This window comes from Actinocatenispora rupis, from assembly GCF_016861975.1.
GTDB classification, from domain to species: Bacteria; Actinomycetota; Actinomycetes; order Mycobacteriales; family Micromonosporaceae; genus Actinocatenispora; species Actinocatenispora rupis.
Genome location: NZ_BOMB01000001.1, coordinates 416,624 through 431,913 on the forward strand (window position 1 = coordinate 416,624; position 15,290 = coordinate 431,913).

Genomic DNA, 15,290 nt, shown 5'->3' on the forward strand with positions numbered 1-15,290 from the left:
TCATCCCGGAGGGTCGGCCGGGTGCGGCGGCGGGCGCCGTAGGGTGACGGTCATGAACAGGGAGCCGGCCGACTCGGCCCGCGCCTCGGACGCCGACCGGGAGCGCGTCGCCGACGTGCTCAACCTGGCCCTGTCCGAGGGCCGGATCGACTTCGACGAGTTCGAGCAGCGGCTCGACCGGCTCTACCCGTCCCGCACGTACGGGGAACTGCGCGCGCTGGTGGCGGACCTGCCCGACGACGGCGCCGCCGTGGAACTGCGCGCCCGCGGTACCAAGCTGTCCCGGTCCGGCCGGTGGACGGTGCCGCGCGCGATGCTGGTCGACAACCTGGCCGGGCCGACCGTGCTGGACTTCTCCACGGCCGACATCCGTACCGCGCGCGTCGACGTGGAGCTGAACACCCGGTACGGCCCGACCACGCTGGTACTGCCGGCCGGGGCGGGTGCGGACACCAGCGGGCTGGAGGTCCGCTGGGGGACGCTGCGGTCGAAGGTGCCGGCGGAGCCGTCGCCCGGCGCGGTGCGGTTCCGGATCACGGGCCGTCAGGTCGGCGGCACCATCAAGATCCGCACCCGCCGCCGCTGAACCGGCAGCCGGCACACCGCGTCCACCCCGCGGTGCCGCATCGCACCGCGGGTGACGTGCGGTCCGGCCTCAGATCAGGGCCGGTGCGGCGCCCGTCTCGGTGACCATCGGCCGGCCGGCGGCGATCCACGACTTCATGCCGCCCTCCAGGTTCACCGCGTCGATGCCCTCCTGCCGGAGGTACGCGGTGACCCGGGCGGAGCGCCCACCGGACCGGCAGACCACGACGAGTCGTACGTCGTCGGGTAACTCGGGCAGACGGTCCGGTACGGCTCCCATCGGGATGTGCAGAGCCGCGGCGATGTGCCCTGCCGCGTACTCGTCGGGTTCCCGGACGTCGAGGACGATCGAGTCCTCGGCGACCGCGTCGGCGTCGATGCTCGGGACGTGCGGGGGTTGAGGCATCACCCCTTCACGGTACCCAGGTCGGCGGAGTTAGTTGGGCAATGTCCGGATTCCCGTCGTCGATCGGCTGGCTTGTCGAACAAACAGGGGTCGAACTCTTTACGAGCAGGTGACCAACTGATCTAATCACTTAGCCATTCGATCTCCGGGCTGGAGGAACACATGAACGGTTCGACGGCGAACCCCCTGGGCCGCCGGACTCTCCTGGCCGGTGCGGTGGCGGTGCCGCTCGGAGCGGCACTCGGTCTCGGGCGCGGCGGCTCCCCCGCCGCCGCGGCCGGGCGACGTCCCGGATCGCTGACCGTGACCGGCGCGGCGCCCGACCGGGGCCTGACGACCCTCTTCGACGGGTACAGCGACAGCGGCGTCGGCTGGACCGGCGCCGACTCCACGTACTCGGTACGGCTGCCGGACGGTCGGATCGTCTGGATCTTCTCCGACACGTTCCTCGGGCCGGTGCACCCGGACGGGTCGCGCCCGCAGGACACGCCGTTCCTGAACAACTCGTTCGTGGTGCAGCAGGGATCCCGGCTGACCACCGTGCACGGCGGTACGGCGGACGCGCCCGAGGCGTTGCTGCCACCCGACGACGACGGCTGGTACTGGGCGGGCGCCGGCATGGTGGGTGCCGGCACGCTGAACGTGACGTACCACCAGTTCCACCGGACGGGCACGGGGATCTGGGACTTCGCCTGGCTGCGCAGCGTACTGGCGCGGTTCACGCTCGACACGCTGACGCTCATCGACGTCACGCCGCTGCCGTCGGACGTACCGAACCTGGAGAGCGCGTCCTGGCTGCTGTCCACCGGCGGCCACACGTACGCGTACCGGGTCGAGGACCTGGGTTCGGACAAGTACCTGCACGTGGCGCGGGTGGCGGGCGACGACCTGCGCGCGCCGTGGCGGTTCTGGACCGGGTCGGGCTGGTCGGCGGACCAGACGGCGTCGACGCGGGTGCAGGCCGGCGTGTCCAACGAGTACAGCGTGACGCGGGTGGGGTCGGAGTACCTGCTGCTGACGCAGGACACCACGGAACTGCTCAGCCCGCACGTGGTGGCGTACTCGGCGGCCACGCCGACGGGTCCGTTCACCGGGAGGACCGCGGTGTACACGACGCCGGAGACCGGCGCGGACGGCAGCTACCACAACGGGAACGTGTACACGTACAACCCGCACGTGCATCCGGAGCTGTCCAGCGCGCGCGAGCTGCTGGTGTCGTACAACGTGAACAGCTTCGACAACCAGGACCTGTACGGCGACGTCAGCATCTACCGGCCACGGTTCGTCCGGGTGACGCTGGGGTCCGCCGGTGGCCGCTGAGAACCTGGCCCGGCCGAGCCTGTCCGACGCCGTCACCGACCGGGTTCTCGCCCTGATCCGCGAGCAGGGGCTGCGTCCGGGGCAGCGGCTGCCGTCGGCGCGGGCGCTGGCAGAACGGTTCTCGGTGGCGACGCCGACGATCCGGGAGGCGCTGCGGCGGTTGCAGGCGACCGGCGCGGTCGAGCTGCGGCACGGCTCCGGCGTGTACGTCTCGGACACGCTGAACCGGGTACTGCTGCCCAACCCCAACCTCTCCGTACTGCCCGGCGAGCGGCTGCTGCACCTGCTGGACGCGCGGCTGCTGATCGAGCCGTACCTGGCGGAGCGGGCGGCGCAGGTGTGCGACGCGGAGCAGGCGACGACGCTGGCGGCACTGCTGGACGGGGCGGCGGGCAACCTGACCGGTGACGACTCGCGGCTGCACGAGGCGAACATGGGCTTCCACGCCGCGGTCGGCGCGGTCGCCGGCAACACCGTACTGAACGAGGTGCTGGAGTCGCTGCTGGCGGTGCACGGTCACGAGCAGCGGGAGATCCTCGCCCTGTTCGACGACCGCGCCCGGGACCACCACGAGCACCGGGAGATCATGACCGCCATCGTCGAACGGCGCGCGGACGACGCCGCAGGGAAGATGCGGGCGCACCTGGCCGACGTCCGGTCGGTGATCGCGCGGCGGCTGGCGGCAGAACGATGACGTTGTTTCCCCTCGACAAGGAAAGGTGACAGACCGTGCGGCGATTTCGCGCTGTGGTTGCGGTCCTGGGCGCCGCCGTCCTCCTCGGGCTGACCGCCTGCGGTGGCGGTGCGTCCGAGCACAAGACGACGCTGAAGCTGTACAACGACAAGGGCGCCTGGAAGCCGTACTTCCAGCAGCTGAACGCCACGTCGAAGAAGCAGATCGGCCTGACCAACCAACCGGTCGGGTACACCGACGAGCCGACGTACCAGTCGTTCATCAAGGCGTCGTTCCGGACGAAGAACAAGCCGGACCTGTTCACCTGGCAGGTCGGGTCGCAGTTGCAGGACATCGCGACCACCGGCCAGGTCGCCGACACCACCGACATCTGGAACCAGGGCGTCAAGTCCGGCGACCTCTCCAACGACGTCAAGAAGTACTACACGGTCGACGGCAAGCAGTACTGCGTGCCGCTGAACGTGTCGTACTGGGTGATGTTCTACAACAAGAAGGTCTTCGCGGAGGCGGGCGTCAAGGAGCCGACCTCGTGGGCGGACCTGATGGCGGACGCGCAGAAGCTGAAGGCGCACGGCGTGACGCCGTTCTACCAGACCAACATCCTGTTCAGCTTCGTGTGGTTCCAGCAGTTGCTGCTGGGCACCGACCCGCAGCTGTACGAGGACCTGTCGACGGGGAAGGCGAAGTACACCGACCCGGGCGTCGTGAAGGTCATGCAGCAGTGGAAGGGCATGATCGACAAGGGCTACATGTCCGACGCCGGTGACAAGACCGACCCGGGTGCGCTGCTCAAGTCGGGCAAGGTGGCGATGGTGCCGGACGGCACCTGGTTCAACACCACCATGTCGCAGCTGAAGATGAAGCCGGGCAGCGACTACGGCACGTTCGTCATCCCGAACGTCAACCCGTCGCTGTCGACCACGTCGATGGCGTTCGAGTCCGGGCCGCTGTGCTCGCTGACGAAGGCGCCGGACCCGCAGGCGAGCCTGAAGTACCTGAAGTGGTGGGTGGGCAAGGACGCGCAGACGACCTGGTCGAACTCGCGCAACGACGTGTCGGCCAACCCGAAGGTCACCTCGACCGACCCGAACCTGACGACGCTCACCAAGAAGGCCAACAGCAGCAGCACCAAGCTCTACCTCCGGTACTTCGAGGCCGCGCCGCCGCCCGTCCTGACGGCCGCGCTCGACGGCTTCGGCGCGTTCCTCGCCAACCCGGGGACGTACCTGAAGCAGTTGCAGAACATCCAGCAGGCGGCGGACCAGTACTGGAGCCAGCACAAGTGACCGCCGTGACCGACCGTTCCGCACCGCCGGGCACGAGCACCACGCCCGGCGGTGCGGGCCGCCGCATCGCCGCCCGGTTCGCCCCGTACGGGTTCGTCGCGCCCGGTGTGTTGCTCACCGCGGTCCTGCTGTACCTGCCGTTCCTGTACACGCTGTACATCGGCTTCACGAACTACGACGGGCTGCATCCGAGCCAGTTCGTCGGGGTGGACAACTTCGTGCAGTTCGCGAAGGACCCGGCCCTGCTCACCTCGGTACGCAACACGCTGCTGTGGGTCGTCGGCGCCACCGTGGTCCCCGTCGTACTCGGGTTGCTCGTGGCGGTGCTGTCGCACGGGCTGCGGCACGCCACGTGGTACCGGATCCCGTTCCTGCTGCCGTACGCGCTGTCGGGTGCGGGGCTGGCCGTGATCTGGGGGTTCATCCTCCAGCACGGCGGCGCGGCGAACCAGGTACTGACGGCGCTGCACATCCCGGGCGGCGACACGTCGTTCCTCCAGCACGGGCCGGCGAACACGATCGCGATGATCATCGCGATCACCTGGCAGCAACTGGGCGTCAACGCGTTGCTGTTCATGGTGGGGCTGCAGTCGATCCCGGTCTCCCCGCTGGAGGCGGCCCGGCTCGACGGCGCGAACGCCTGGCAGCTGTTCCGCAACGTCACCTGGCCGTTGCTGCGCCCGCTGACCACGGTCGTGGTGGGGCTGTCGCTGGTGGCGAGCCTTAAGACGTTCGACATCGTGTGGGTGACCACGCAGGGCGGACCCGGCCGGTCGTCGGAGACCTTGGCCGTCACCATGTACCGCGACGCGTTCGTCACCGGCGACTACGGCCAGGGCGCGGCGGTGGCCGTGGCGCTGACGGTCGTCACCGGCCTGGTGTCCTTCGTGTACCTCAAGCGGCAACTGAGGACGGTGACCTGACGTGCGCATCGGGGGTGTCATCCGCCGGGCGGTCCTGATCGTGCTCGGCGCGATCTGGCTGGTGCCGGTGTACCTGTTGCTGGTCAACGCGTTCCGGCCGGGGGCCGACTACACCGGCGACCACGTGTGGACGCCGTCGGCGACGTTCGGGCTGTTCGACAACTTCGCGAAGGCGTGGGACAACGCCGATCTGGGCCCCAGCATCGGCAGTACGGTGCTGTACTCGGTGGTCTCGCCGGCGGTCGGTGTGGTCGTCGGCGCGCTGGCCGCGTACGCGATCGTGGTGTTGCGGTTGCGGCACGGGTTCGCGTGGTTCCTGGCCGTCTACGGCGGGACCATCTTCCCGACGCAGATGCTGCTGATCCCGCTGTTCCTCGGCTACTCCGACACCAACCTGTACGACAACCGGTTCGGCATGGTGCTCATCTACACCACCATCTCCGTACCGTTGGCCGCGTTCGTGATGCGCAACTTCTTCACCGGCGTGGCGTACGAGGTGTTCGAGGCGGCGCGGATCGACGGGGCGAGCGTGTTCACCGCGTTCTGGCGGATCTACCTGCCGCTGTCGGTGCCGGCGCTGGCCGCGGTGTTCATCCTGGACTTCACGTTCGTGTGGAACGACCTGATGTTCGGCCTGACGCTGTCGCAGGACCAGTCGGTACGCCCGATCCAGACCGCGCTGTCCGCGCTCAACAGCGCGTACGCCGGCACGTCGGTGCCGACCGTACTGGCCGCCGGCCTGATCGTCTCGCTGCCGACGGTGGCGCTGTTCCTTGCCACGCAACGACTCTTCGCCCGGGGCCTGACCCTGGGGCAGTACTGAGAGGACCCACGTGACCAGCCGACTGCTGCGCCGCAGCCTCGGATCCCCCACGTACGACGGGATGCGGGAGGTGCTCCGCACCGAGGGGTACGTGCCGGTGTGCCAGGGCCCGGGACTGCGAGTGCGGGCCGCGGGGCTGCCGCTGTTCGCCCGCGCCGACGGCGGTGGGCTGACCCAGGTGGTCCGGATCGCCGTCGACGAGGGCGCGCCCGGCCTGGCGCTGTCCCTGCGGGACGGCGACACCGAGCTGGCCCGCGCCACGTACGCGGGGGCCGCGGTCGACCTGCACGTGCCGGAGGTGTCGGCGCCGCGGCAGCTCACCCTGGTCGCCCAGGTCGGCGGTACGGCGGTGGCGACGGGCCGGTTCACCCTTGCGCCGCAACGGAAGTGGACCGTACACCTGGTGCACCACTCGCACCTGGACATCGGGTACACCGACCCGCAGGGCGACGTGCTGCGCAACCACCTGCGGTACCTGGACTCGACGCTCGACCTGGCCGAGGCGACCGCGGACTTCCCGGCGGAGTCCCGCTTCCGGTGGACGGTCGAGTCGGCCCTGCCGGTACGGCGGTTCCTCGCGTCGCGGCCGCGGCGGGTGGTGGACCGGTTCGTGGAGCTGGCGAAGGCGGGCGCGGTCGAGGTGACCGCGATGCCGTTCCAGATGCACACCGAGGCGGCGTCCACCGAGGAACTGCACCGGCAGCTGCGCCTGACCCGCGACCTGCACCGGCGGTACGGGATCCCGGTGCGCTCGGCGATGCACACCGACGTACCGGGCGCGGTCGCCGGGTTCGTGGACGCGCTGGCCGCCGCGGGCGTACGGCACCTGGCGGCGGCGCACAACTGGGCGGGCCGGGCGGTGCCGTACCGGATCGGCGGGCAGCGGCTGGGTCGGCCGTTCTGGTGGCGCTCGGCGGCCGGCAACCGGGTGCTGGTGTGGTTCACCGACACCGCGCACGGCATGGGGTACATGGAGGGCAACATCCTCGGCCTCGCGCACAGCCGCGAGCTGACCGAGGAACTGCTGCCCGGCTACCTGTTCTCCTTGGCGCACAAGCCTTTCCCGTACGGCAGCGAGTCGTTCGGGTGGTCCGGGATGGCCGCCGCGGACGTCACGAAGCAGCCCTACCCGTACGACCTGCTGCACGTGCGGGTGCAGGGCGCCGACGCGGACAACGCCGGCCCGTCGATCGGCCCGGCCACGGTCGCGCGGGACTGGAACGCGCGCTGGGCGTACCCGCGGCTGGTCACGTCCACCAACGCCGACTTCCTCGGCGAGGCGGAGCGCCGGGTCGGCGCGCAGCTCGACACGCACACCGGCGAGTGGACCGACTGGTGGGCCGACGGGCTCGGCTCCGGCGCGCGCCCCCTCGGGTACGCCCGGCGCGCGCAGAACGAGCTGCGGCAGGCGGAGACGCTGCACGCGCTGGCCGGTACGGACGACGCCGCCGAGGCGATCGGCGACACGTACGACCGGCTGGGCTTGTTCGACGAGCACACCTGGGGTGCCGCGAACCCGTGGCACGACACCGAACACGGCTTCGACGCCGGCGGGCTGATGTGGGAGCGCAAGGCCGGCTTCGCGTACGGTGCCGCGGACGAGGCGGCCGACCTGCGCGCCCGGGGTGCCGCGATGCTCGGCGACACGCTCGGTGCACCGGCCGGCACGCTCGCCTCGTACCTGGTGGTCAACACCGGGCCGGCGGAGCGTACGGACGCGGTGGCGGCGTGGCTGCCGGCGAGCCGGGTGCCGCTGACCACCGCGGTGTCCGTCCGGGACGCGGCGGGAACCGTCGTGCCGCATGCCGAGGACGTCACGGACCCGGCCGAGTGGCCGACCCGTCCCGGCGGCCGGCTGCTGCGCTTCACCGCCGTCGACGTCCCCGCCACCGGCCACGTCCGGTACGACGTGGTCGCCGGCGCCGGCCCCGCCCCCGTCACCGAACTGTCCGAGCCGGTCGTCGAGAACGAGCACTACCGCGTCACGTACGACCTGGCGAGCGCGACGATCGGTGCGATCGTGGACCGGCGTACCGGCCGGGATCTGGTCAACCCCAACGGATACGCCGGGATGAACCAGTACGTCTACGACCGGTACTCGACCGCCGCGCACGTCAACCACCTGTCCGGGCACACCGAGGCCGGGCCCGACAACGCCCTGCTCGCGTCCCGCACCCTGGGCCGCCGCGCCACCCTGGTGCGCGCGTACGCGGACGGGGCGGGGGTCACGCTGGAGGTGGAACTGTCCGGCGACGGCGCCGACTGGGTGCGCACCACCGTACGGCTGCCCGCCGGGGTGGCGCGGGTGGAGATCACCAACCGGCTGGCGAAGCGCCCGCACCCGGAGAAGGAGGGCGTGTACTTCGCGTTCCCGTTCGCGGTGGGGACGCCGCCGGTGGCGTGGGAGCTGACCGGCGCGGTCGGCGGCACGGCGGCACCCCGGGTACCGGGCGCGCCGACGCACCTGGCCCCGCTGCGGCACTGGGTGTCCTATGTGGACGGTGACAGTACGCTGGCGTGGGCGACGCTGGAGGCGCCGCTGACCCAGTTCGGCGACATCCACCTGCCGTACGTGCCGTACCCGCCGACGGTGCGCCCCGAGCCCGGCGAGCCCGGCAGCCTCTACTCCTGGGCCCTGAACAACATCTGGGACACCAACTTCCCGGCGCAGCAGCAGGGCGAACACACCTTCCGGTACGCGATCGCCACGGCGGCGGGCGCGGAGCCGCGGGCGTTCGGCGCGCGGACCGCGGCCGGGCTGACCGACCCGCTCGTCGCCGTCGCCCTCACCGGCACCGGTACGCCGCCGGAGCGCGGCGCGGCCGTCACCGTCGACGCCGACGACGTGTACGTGTCGTCGCTCGGCGCGGCGCCGCCGGGCCACCAGGGTCGTGCCGTGTACCTGCGCTCGGTCGCGGCCGTCGACCGCGAGGTGACCGTACGGTTCGCCGCGCCGGTCGGCCGCGCCACCCGTACGACCAGCCTCGGGCTGGAACCGCACGAGCTGACCGTCGCCGACGGAGCGGTACGCGTCGGAGTACCGGCGGAGGGCCTCGTCGCCCTCGTGGTGGCGCCGTGAAGATCGTCGACATCCGGCCGACCACCGTCACCGTGCCGCTGGAGGCGCCGCTGCTGCACTCCAACGGCGCGCACTGGGGCCGCTTCGTCCGTACCGTGGTCGAGGTCGAGGCGGACAACGGGCTGATCGGGCTCGGCGAGATGGGCGGCGGCGGGCAGAGCGCCGAGGACGCGCTGCGTGCCCTGCGGGAGTACCTGGTCGGGCACGACGTGTACGCGTTGGAGGCGTTGCGGTTCGCCATCGCCAACCCGACCGCCAGCCTGTACAACAACCGCACGCAGCTGCTCGCCGCGATCGAGTTCGCGTGCCTGGACCTGATCGGCCAGTACCAGAACGTCCCGGTGCACGACCTGCTCGGCGGCAAGCTGCGGGACACCGTGCCGTTCGCGTCGTACCTGTTCTTCCGGTACGCGGACCCGGCGACCGGACTCGGCGAGGTCCGTACGCCGGAGCAGCTCGCCGTGCACGCCAAGGACCTCAAGGCACGCTACGGATTCCGTACGCACAAGCTCAAGGCCGGCGTGTTCCACCCGGACCACGAACTGGACTGCTACCGCGCGCTGGCCGAGGCCACCGACGGCGACCTCCTCCGGTACGACCCGAACGGTGCGCTGTCGGTCAACCAGGCGCGCCGGTTCGCCCGCGCCATCGCCGACCTGCCCAACGAGTACTTCGAGGACCCGACCTGGGGCATGAACGGGATGCGGCAGCTGCGCGACACCGGGCTGCCGCTCGCCACGAACACGGTGGTGGTGAACTTCGAGCAGCTCGCCGCGAACGTCCGCGACCCCGCGGTCGACGTCATCCTGCTGGACACCACGTTCTGGGGCGGGATCCGGCCGTGCGTCAAGGCGGCCGGCGTGTGCGAGACGTTCCAGCTCGGGGTGGCCGTGCACTCGTCCGGCGAACTCGGCATCCAGCTCGCCACGATGCTCCATCTCGGTGCGGTCCTGCCCAATCTGGACCACGCCGCCGACGCGCACTACCACCACCTGCGCGACGACATCATCGTGGGCGGCAAGATGTCGTACGTGAACGGAGCGATCGCCGTCCCCGACGGCCCCGGCCTGGGCGTACGGCTGGACCGGGACAAGCTGGCCGAGTACGCGGAGCTGTACCGGGAGCTGGGTGGCTACCCGTACGACCGGGATCCCGGTCGCCCGGGTTGGTACCCGTTGATCCCGAACGACCGGTGGGCCGACCCCACCGCACCGCAGCCGGACACGCTGTGACCGCCCGGCGGTGGCGACCCCGCCGCAACTGGGGCGCCCGGGTGCACGAGTCGAGCGTCGACGGGCTGGCCGCGGTCACCCTGGAGAACGAGCGGCTCCGGGTGACCGTCCTGCCCGGCAAGGGTTGCGACATCGTCGAGTTCCTGGACAAACGCACCGACACCGACCTGGTCTGGTGGTCGCCGCTCGGGCTCCGCTCGCCGGAGTCGGTGGCCGGCGGCGCCGCCGACGACGCCGCACTCTTCCACGACGCGTACGAGGGCGGTTGGCAGGACGTGTTCCCGTCCGGCGGCGCGCCGTCGACGTACCGGGGCGCGGCGCTGGGGCAGCACGGCGAGGTGTCCGGACTGGCCTGGGAGTACCGGATCGTGACGGACACGCCGGAGGAGGTCGCGGTCGAGTTCGCGGTCCGCACCCGGCGCCTGCCGTACCTGCTGACCCGGGTGCTGCGGCTGACCGCCGGCGCGACCCGGCTCGCCGCCACGGAACGGGGGACGAACGTGGCGCCGGTCCCGGTGCACGCCATGTGGGGCCAGCACCTCGCGTACGGGCGGCCGTTCCTCGCGCCCGGCGCGCGCATCACGCTGCCGCCGGGCGTCCGGGTCGTCGCGCACGCCGAGCCGATCGGCGAACACGGCCGCATCGCCCCCGGCGGCGAGTACGACTGGCCCGTCGTGCCCGCGCCCGGCGGCGGCACCACCGACCTGTCCGTGGTGCCCGGCCCCGTCGGCAGCTCCGACGTCTGCTACCTCACCGGCTTCACCACCGGCTGGTACGAGCTGACCGGGCCGAACGGCGGGGTCCGCGTCGAGTGGGACGCCACCGCCCTGCCGTACCTGTGGCTCTGGCAGGAACTCGGCGGCACCACCGGGCACCCGTGGTGGGGCCAGGCGTACGTCGTGGGGCTCGAACCGTTCTCCAGCTACCCGACGAACGGGCTCGCCGAGGCCGTCGACAACGGCAGCGCGATCCTGTTCGCGCCCGGCGAGACCCGGTCGTACGACTGGTCGGTGGGGCTGGCCGATGGGTGAGTTCAGCGGCCGCGTCGCGCTGGTCGTCGGCGGCTCCGCCGGCATCGGCCGGGCCGTCGTGACCCGGCTCGCGTCCGCCGGCGCCGCCGTCGTGTTCTGCGGCCACGAACCCGATGTCGTCGCCGCCACCGAGTCCGCCGAACGCGCCGCCGGCCGCGAGGTCACCGGCCACGTCGCCGACGTACGCTCCGACGCGGCGCTGCGCGACCTGGTCGCCGCGACCGTCGACGCGTACGGCGGCCTCGACGTCCTCGTCAACTCCGCCGGCATCCAGCGGTACGGCACCGTCGAGGACACCGCGCCGGAGCAGTGGGACGAGGTACTCGACGTCAACCTCAAGGGCATGTACCTGGCCTGCCGGCACGCCGTGCCCGTACTCCGGGCGCGCGGCGGCGGGGTCATCGTCAACGTCTCCTCCGTCCAGGCGTACGCGTCGCAGCAACGCGTCCTCGCGTACTCGGTGAGCAAGGCCGGGATCAACGCGCTCACCCGGTCGATGGCGCTGGACCACGCCGCGGACCGGATCCGCGTCAACGCCGTCTGCCCCGGCTCCGTCGACACCCCGATGCTGCGCTGGGCCGCGGGCCGCTTCGCCGGCGACCGTACGGTGGACGACACGCTCGCCGCCTGGGGCCGTACCCATCCGCTCGGGCGGGTCGCGCAGCCGGCGGAGGTCGCCGAGGTCGTCGCGTTCCTCGCCAGCGACCGGGCGTCGTTCGTGACGGGCTCCGAGTACCGGGTGGACGGCGGTCTGCTCGCCGTCAACCCGGCCGCCCTCGACGCCGACTGACCGCGGCCGCATCCGGCTTGGTTGAGCCGATCCGGCCGCCGCGTCAGGTGCGGCGAGGCCGCGGGTCGGTGGCGAGCAGGCCGAACAGCAGGTCGTCGGTCCACTCGCCCTTCAGCCAGGTGGCCTGCCGCCGGTGGCCCTCGGCGGTGAAACCCAGCCGGCGCAGCAGCCGCGCGGACCTCTCGTTACGCGCGTCGCACTCCGCGGAGATCCGTACGACGCCGCGCTCGAACAGGTCGTCCAGCACCGCGCCGACCGCCTCCGTCGCGTACCCGAGGCCCTGGTACGCGGTGGCGAGCGTGTAGCCGATCTCGGCCTGCCGCAGGTTCTCGTGCCGGTGTACGCCGACGTCGCCGACGAGTACGCCGTCGTCCGCGCGCACGACCGCGTACTGGAACCAGCCGGGGGTGTCGGGGGAGCCGGCGGCGAACTGCCGGACGAGTCGCCGCGCGTCGGCCTCGGTGACCGGCGCGGACCAGCCCTGGTAGCGCGCGACCGCCGGATCCGACCGGTACGCGGCGAGCGCCGGTGCGTCCTCCGTACGGAAGCGCCGCAGGACGAGCCGCTCGGTGACCAGGCGTACCGGCCTCACGGGGCTTCCCCGAGCAGCGCGTCGGACACCTGCCGCAGCGTGGTGACGAGCCGGTCGGACTCGCCGCGCCGGATCAGGTGCAGCACCAGGTCGCCGTGCAGCGAGCCGAGCAGGATGTGCGCGACGAGGTCGGCGTCGAGGTCGTCGCGCGCCTCGGCCACCAGCCCGCGTACGTGCTCGTGCCAGAACCGGTACACGGGTTCGGCGTGCCGGTCCGGCGCGGCCTGCTCGTACGCGGTGATGACGGCGATGTTGCGGGTGGCCAGGTCGACCGTGGCGGCGAGGAACGCGTTGAGGCGGTCGCGCGGCGGCGCGCCGGGCCCGAGCGGCGGCGGGCCGTCCTCGACGCGGGCGCGCAGCTCCTCGGCGCGCCGTTCGAGGAGGGCGCGGAGCAGGCCGGCCCGGTTGCCGAACCGGTGGAAGACGGTGCCCTTGCCGACGCCCGCGCGCGCCGCGATGGCCTCGATCGGTACCCGGTCGGCGGTGTCGTCGCGCAGCAAGTCCTCGGTGGCGCGCAGGATCGCCGCCCGGTTGCGCGCCGCGTCGGCACGCTCCTGTCGCTCCGCCATCGGTACCGCCTCGGTTGACAACTGGACCATCGGTCAAGTTAGTGTAGCCGAGTCCAACTGGACCGATGGTCAACTTATCGAGGAGTACCCATGCGTGCTGTCCTGCTGCCCCGTACCGGCGGCCCGGACGTGCTCACCGTCGCCGACGTACCGGTGCCCGAGCCGGTGGACGGGCAGGTCCTGATCCGCGTCGAGGCCGCGCCCACCTCCCTCGGCGAGACGCAGATCCGCGCCGGCATCCACCCCCTGCCACCCCTCCCGCCGTACTCGGGGCCGAGGTCGTCGGCACGGTCACCGCGACCGGCGCCGGCGTCGACGGCTCCCTCGTCGGTACCCGGGTCACCGCGGTCACCGGCGGCTTCGGCAGCTACGCCGAGTACGTGACGGTCGCCGCGGCCGCGCTCACCGTCGTACCGGAAGGGCCGGCGTCGACGGACGTGGCGGCCACCGCGGCCAGCGGCGCCACCGCACTCGCGCTGCTGCGCTGGACCGAACCGGGGCCCGGCGACACCGTGCTCGTCCAGAACGCGGCCGGCGCCGTCGGCGGCTACCTGGTGCAGCTGCTGCGCCGGCGCGGCGTCGGGCGGATCGTCGCCACGGTGGGCTCGCCCGCCAAGCGGCAGCGGGTCCTCGACCTCGGCGCCGACACCGTGCTCGACCACGACGAGCCGCTCGGCGCGGCGAGTACCCACAACCCCACCGAGGACCTCGACCCCAGCGGCGGGCGCGACGACACGATCGACGTCGCGTACTGCTGCCTCGGCGGGCCCGCCACCGAGTCGGTGCTCGACGTGCTCACCCCCGGCACCGGCCGGATCGTCCAGTACGGCAACGGAAACGGCCGCCCGGCGCGGTTCGACGCGCAGACCCTGTTCTACCGGGGTGTCACGGTCCGCGGCGCCGGCGGACCCGACTGGTACCGCGAGGTGTTGCACGTGGCGCGGCCCCAGGTGCTGGACATGCTGGCCGCGGGCGCGGTCCGGCCGCTGGTCGACAGCGTCCGGCCGCTCGCCGAGGCCGCCGCGGCGCACCGCGACATCGACGCCCGCCGTACCGCGGGGCGCATCGTGCTCGTGCCCTGAGGGATCAGACCGGGTCGGCTTCCAGTTCCAGCTCGGCCTCGCCGGTACGCGTCACGGCCAGGTCCGCGGCCTTGGCGGCGAGCACCACGTCCTCGATGGTGCGGACCCGGGAGGCGGTCAGCACCGCCCGCGCCAGCCGCCCCTTGTACGCCTTGTTGAAGTGACTGACGATCGCGCGCGAGCCGTCCGGGCGCACCGACACGACCCGGACGGTGACCGCGCCCGGCACCGGCCCGAGCGCCTGGTACGCCCCGGACCGCAGGTCCAGTACCAGCCGGTCGTCGCGCAGCACCGCGGTCAGCTCGTCGCGCCACACCCCGCGCAGCGGGCCCAGCCCCGGCAGCGTCGTCCCACCCGACAGCCGGTACGCCGGGATCGGGTCGCGCGGGCGCAGCGCACCGAACAACGCCGACACCACCACGACCGTACGGTCGGCGCGACGGCGGGCGGAGGCCGGCAACGTCGGATAGTCGAGCGCGTCGTACAGCACGCCGGTGTAGCGGCGCAGCGCCGGCATGGTCGGCGCGGTACGCAGGGCGAGGTTGGCGGTCAGCTCGTCGTCCTGCCGCGCGGACAGCTTCAGGACCTTGCGGGCGACGCCCACCGTGCTCGACACGGTCTGCAGCGCGGCGAGCACCCGGGCGCGGGCCGGACCCAGCGTCGGGAACGACAGCGCGGCGAGGTCCAGGGGCGCGCCCCGGCCACCGGGCGCCTTCGTTTCGGACGGCGGCAACAGCACGAGCACGCCTGAACCCTACCGGCGCCGGATCCGCGGTCCGCCGTCAGGCGTTCGTGCACGTTGTGCTCTGCAACCCGCGAGTTCCCATATACACGTTCGGCTGATTGTATGTGCTGTGAAAGCGGCCACAGAATCCTGC

At 72.2% G+C, this 15,290-nt stretch carries 16 protein-coding genes and 1 pseudogene; 12 read left to right on the top strand and 5 right to left on the bottom strand.

The window, feature by feature from the left end:
• Positions 1–52 precede the first annotated feature (52 nt).
• The gene (locus Aru02nite_RS01885; RefSeq protein WP_203654326.1) at positions 53–586 is read left to right on the top strand and encodes a DUF1707 SHOCT-like domain-containing protein; all 534 of its coding nucleotides are present in this window, start codon (positions 53–55) and stop codon (positions 584–586) included.
• Between the two features lie 69 nt (positions 587–655).
• Here the strand turns inward: Aru02nite_RS01885 and Aru02nite_RS01890 are convergent, their stop codons facing one another.
• Positions 656–991 carry a rhodanese-like domain-containing protein gene (locus Aru02nite_RS01890; RefSeq protein ID WP_203654327.1) on the bottom strand — a complete coding sequence of 112 codons (336 nt, stop codon included), beginning with the start codon at positions 989–991 and terminating at the stop codon, positions 656–658.
• 162 nt (positions 992–1,153) lie between these two features.
• On the opposite strand from Aru02nite_RS01890, the gene Aru02nite_RS01895 reads away from it, so the two are divergent.
• The 9 genes from Aru02nite_RS01895 to Aru02nite_RS01935 are packed head-to-tail and all read left to right on the top strand — an operon-like array spanning position 1,154 to position 12,169.
• Complete coding sequence (locus Aru02nite_RS01895; protein WP_203654328.1) at positions 1,154–2,311, top strand: DUF5005 domain-containing protein; 1,158 nt, start codon at positions 1,154–1,156, stop codon at positions 2,309–2,311.
• Positions 2,301–3,005 (top strand): FadR/GntR family transcriptional regulator, encoded by a 705-nt coding sequence (locus Aru02nite_RS01900; RefSeq protein ID WP_203654329.1) that lies wholly within the window; start codon positions 2,301–2,303, stop codon positions 3,003–3,005. Before Aru02nite_RS01895 ends, Aru02nite_RS01900 begins: the two co-directional genes overlap by 11 nt.
• A 35-nt stretch (positions 3,006–3,040) precedes the next feature.
• Entirely contained in the window at positions 3,041–4,291 is a 1,251-nt protein-coding gene (locus Aru02nite_RS01905; protein ID WP_239076287.1) for an ABC transporter substrate-binding protein, read from the top strand.
• A 5-nt stretch (positions 4,292–4,296) separates the two neighbouring features.
• The gene (locus Aru02nite_RS01910) at positions 4,297–5,214 is read left to right on the top strand and encodes a carbohydrate ABC transporter permease (RefSeq protein ID WP_239076289.1); all 918 of its coding nucleotides are present in this window, start codon (positions 4,297–4,299) and stop codon (positions 5,212–5,214) included.
• A 1-nt stretch (position 5,215) separates the two neighbouring features.
• Positions 5,216–6,037 (top strand): carbohydrate ABC transporter permease, encoded by an 822-nt coding sequence (locus Aru02nite_RS01915; RefSeq protein ID WP_239076291.1) that lies wholly within the window; start codon positions 5,216–5,218, stop codon positions 6,035–6,037.
• A gap of 10 nt (positions 6,038–6,047) precedes the next feature.
• The gene (locus Aru02nite_RS01920) at positions 6,048–9,116 is read left to right on the top strand and encodes a glycoside hydrolase family 38 N-terminal domain-containing protein (RefSeq protein ID WP_203654331.1); all 3,069 of its coding nucleotides are present in this window, start codon (positions 6,048–6,050) and stop codon (positions 9,114–9,116) included.
• Entirely contained in the window at positions 9,113–10,348 is a 1,236-nt protein-coding gene (locus Aru02nite_RS01925) for an enolase C-terminal domain-like protein (protein WP_203654332.1), read from the top strand. The genes Aru02nite_RS01920 and Aru02nite_RS01925 overlap by 4 nt, the downstream gene beginning before the upstream one ends.
• Positions 10,345–11,379 (top strand): DUF4432 family protein, encoded by a 1,035-nt coding sequence (locus Aru02nite_RS01930; RefSeq protein ID WP_203654333.1) that lies wholly within the window; start codon positions 10,345–10,347, stop codon positions 11,377–11,379. Before Aru02nite_RS01925 ends, Aru02nite_RS01930 begins: the two co-directional genes overlap by 4 nt.
• Entirely contained in the window at positions 11,372–12,169 is a 798-nt protein-coding gene (locus Aru02nite_RS01935; RefSeq protein ID WP_203654334.1) for an SDR family NAD(P)-dependent oxidoreductase, read from the top strand. The genes Aru02nite_RS01930 and Aru02nite_RS01935 overlap by 8 nt, the downstream gene beginning before the upstream one ends.
• A 43-nt stretch (positions 12,170–12,212) precedes the next feature.
• Here the strand turns inward: Aru02nite_RS01935 and Aru02nite_RS01940 are convergent, their stop codons facing one another.
• The 3 genes from Aru02nite_RS01940 to Aru02nite_RS36370 are packed head-to-tail and all read right to left on the bottom strand — an operon-like array spanning position 12,213 to position 13,573.
• Entirely contained in the window at positions 12,213–12,761 is a 549-nt protein-coding gene (locus Aru02nite_RS01940) for a GNAT family N-acetyltransferase (RefSeq protein ID WP_239076293.1), read from the bottom strand.
• Complete coding sequence (locus Aru02nite_RS01945; protein ID WP_239076294.1) at positions 12,758–13,360, bottom strand: TetR/AcrR family transcriptional regulator; 603 nt, start codon at positions 13,358–13,360, stop codon at positions 12,758–12,760. Before Aru02nite_RS01945 ends, Aru02nite_RS01940 begins: the two co-directional genes overlap by 4 nt.
• Before the next feature lie 39 nt (positions 13,361–13,399).
• Entirely contained in the window at positions 13,400–13,573 is a 174-nt protein-coding gene (locus Aru02nite_RS36370; RefSeq protein ID WP_239076295.1) for a hypothetical protein, read from the bottom strand.
• A 14-nt stretch (positions 13,574–13,587) separates the two neighbouring features.
• On the opposite strand from Aru02nite_RS36370, the pseudogene Aru02nite_RS37525 reads away from it, so the two are divergent.
• A pseudogene (locus Aru02nite_RS37525) lies at positions 13,588–13,734 on the top strand (alcohol dehydrogenase catalytic domain-containing protein); the annotation flags it as partial.
• Between the two features lie 108 nt (positions 13,735–13,842).
• Positions 13,843–14,412, top strand: a complete 570-nt coding sequence (locus Aru02nite_RS01950; protein ID WP_373324837.1) for a quinone oxidoreductase family protein — start codon at positions 13,843–13,845, stop codon at positions 14,410–14,412.
• 4 nt (positions 14,413–14,416) lie between these two features.
• Here the strand turns inward: Aru02nite_RS01950 and Aru02nite_RS01955 are convergent, their stop codons facing one another.
• Positions 14,417–15,157: a YaaA family protein gene (locus tag Aru02nite_RS01955; protein ID WP_203654336.1), complete on the bottom strand. Its 741-nt coding sequence runs from the start codon at positions 15,155–15,157 to the stop codon at positions 14,417–14,419.
• Between the last annotated feature and the right edge of the window lie 133 nt (positions 15,158–15,290).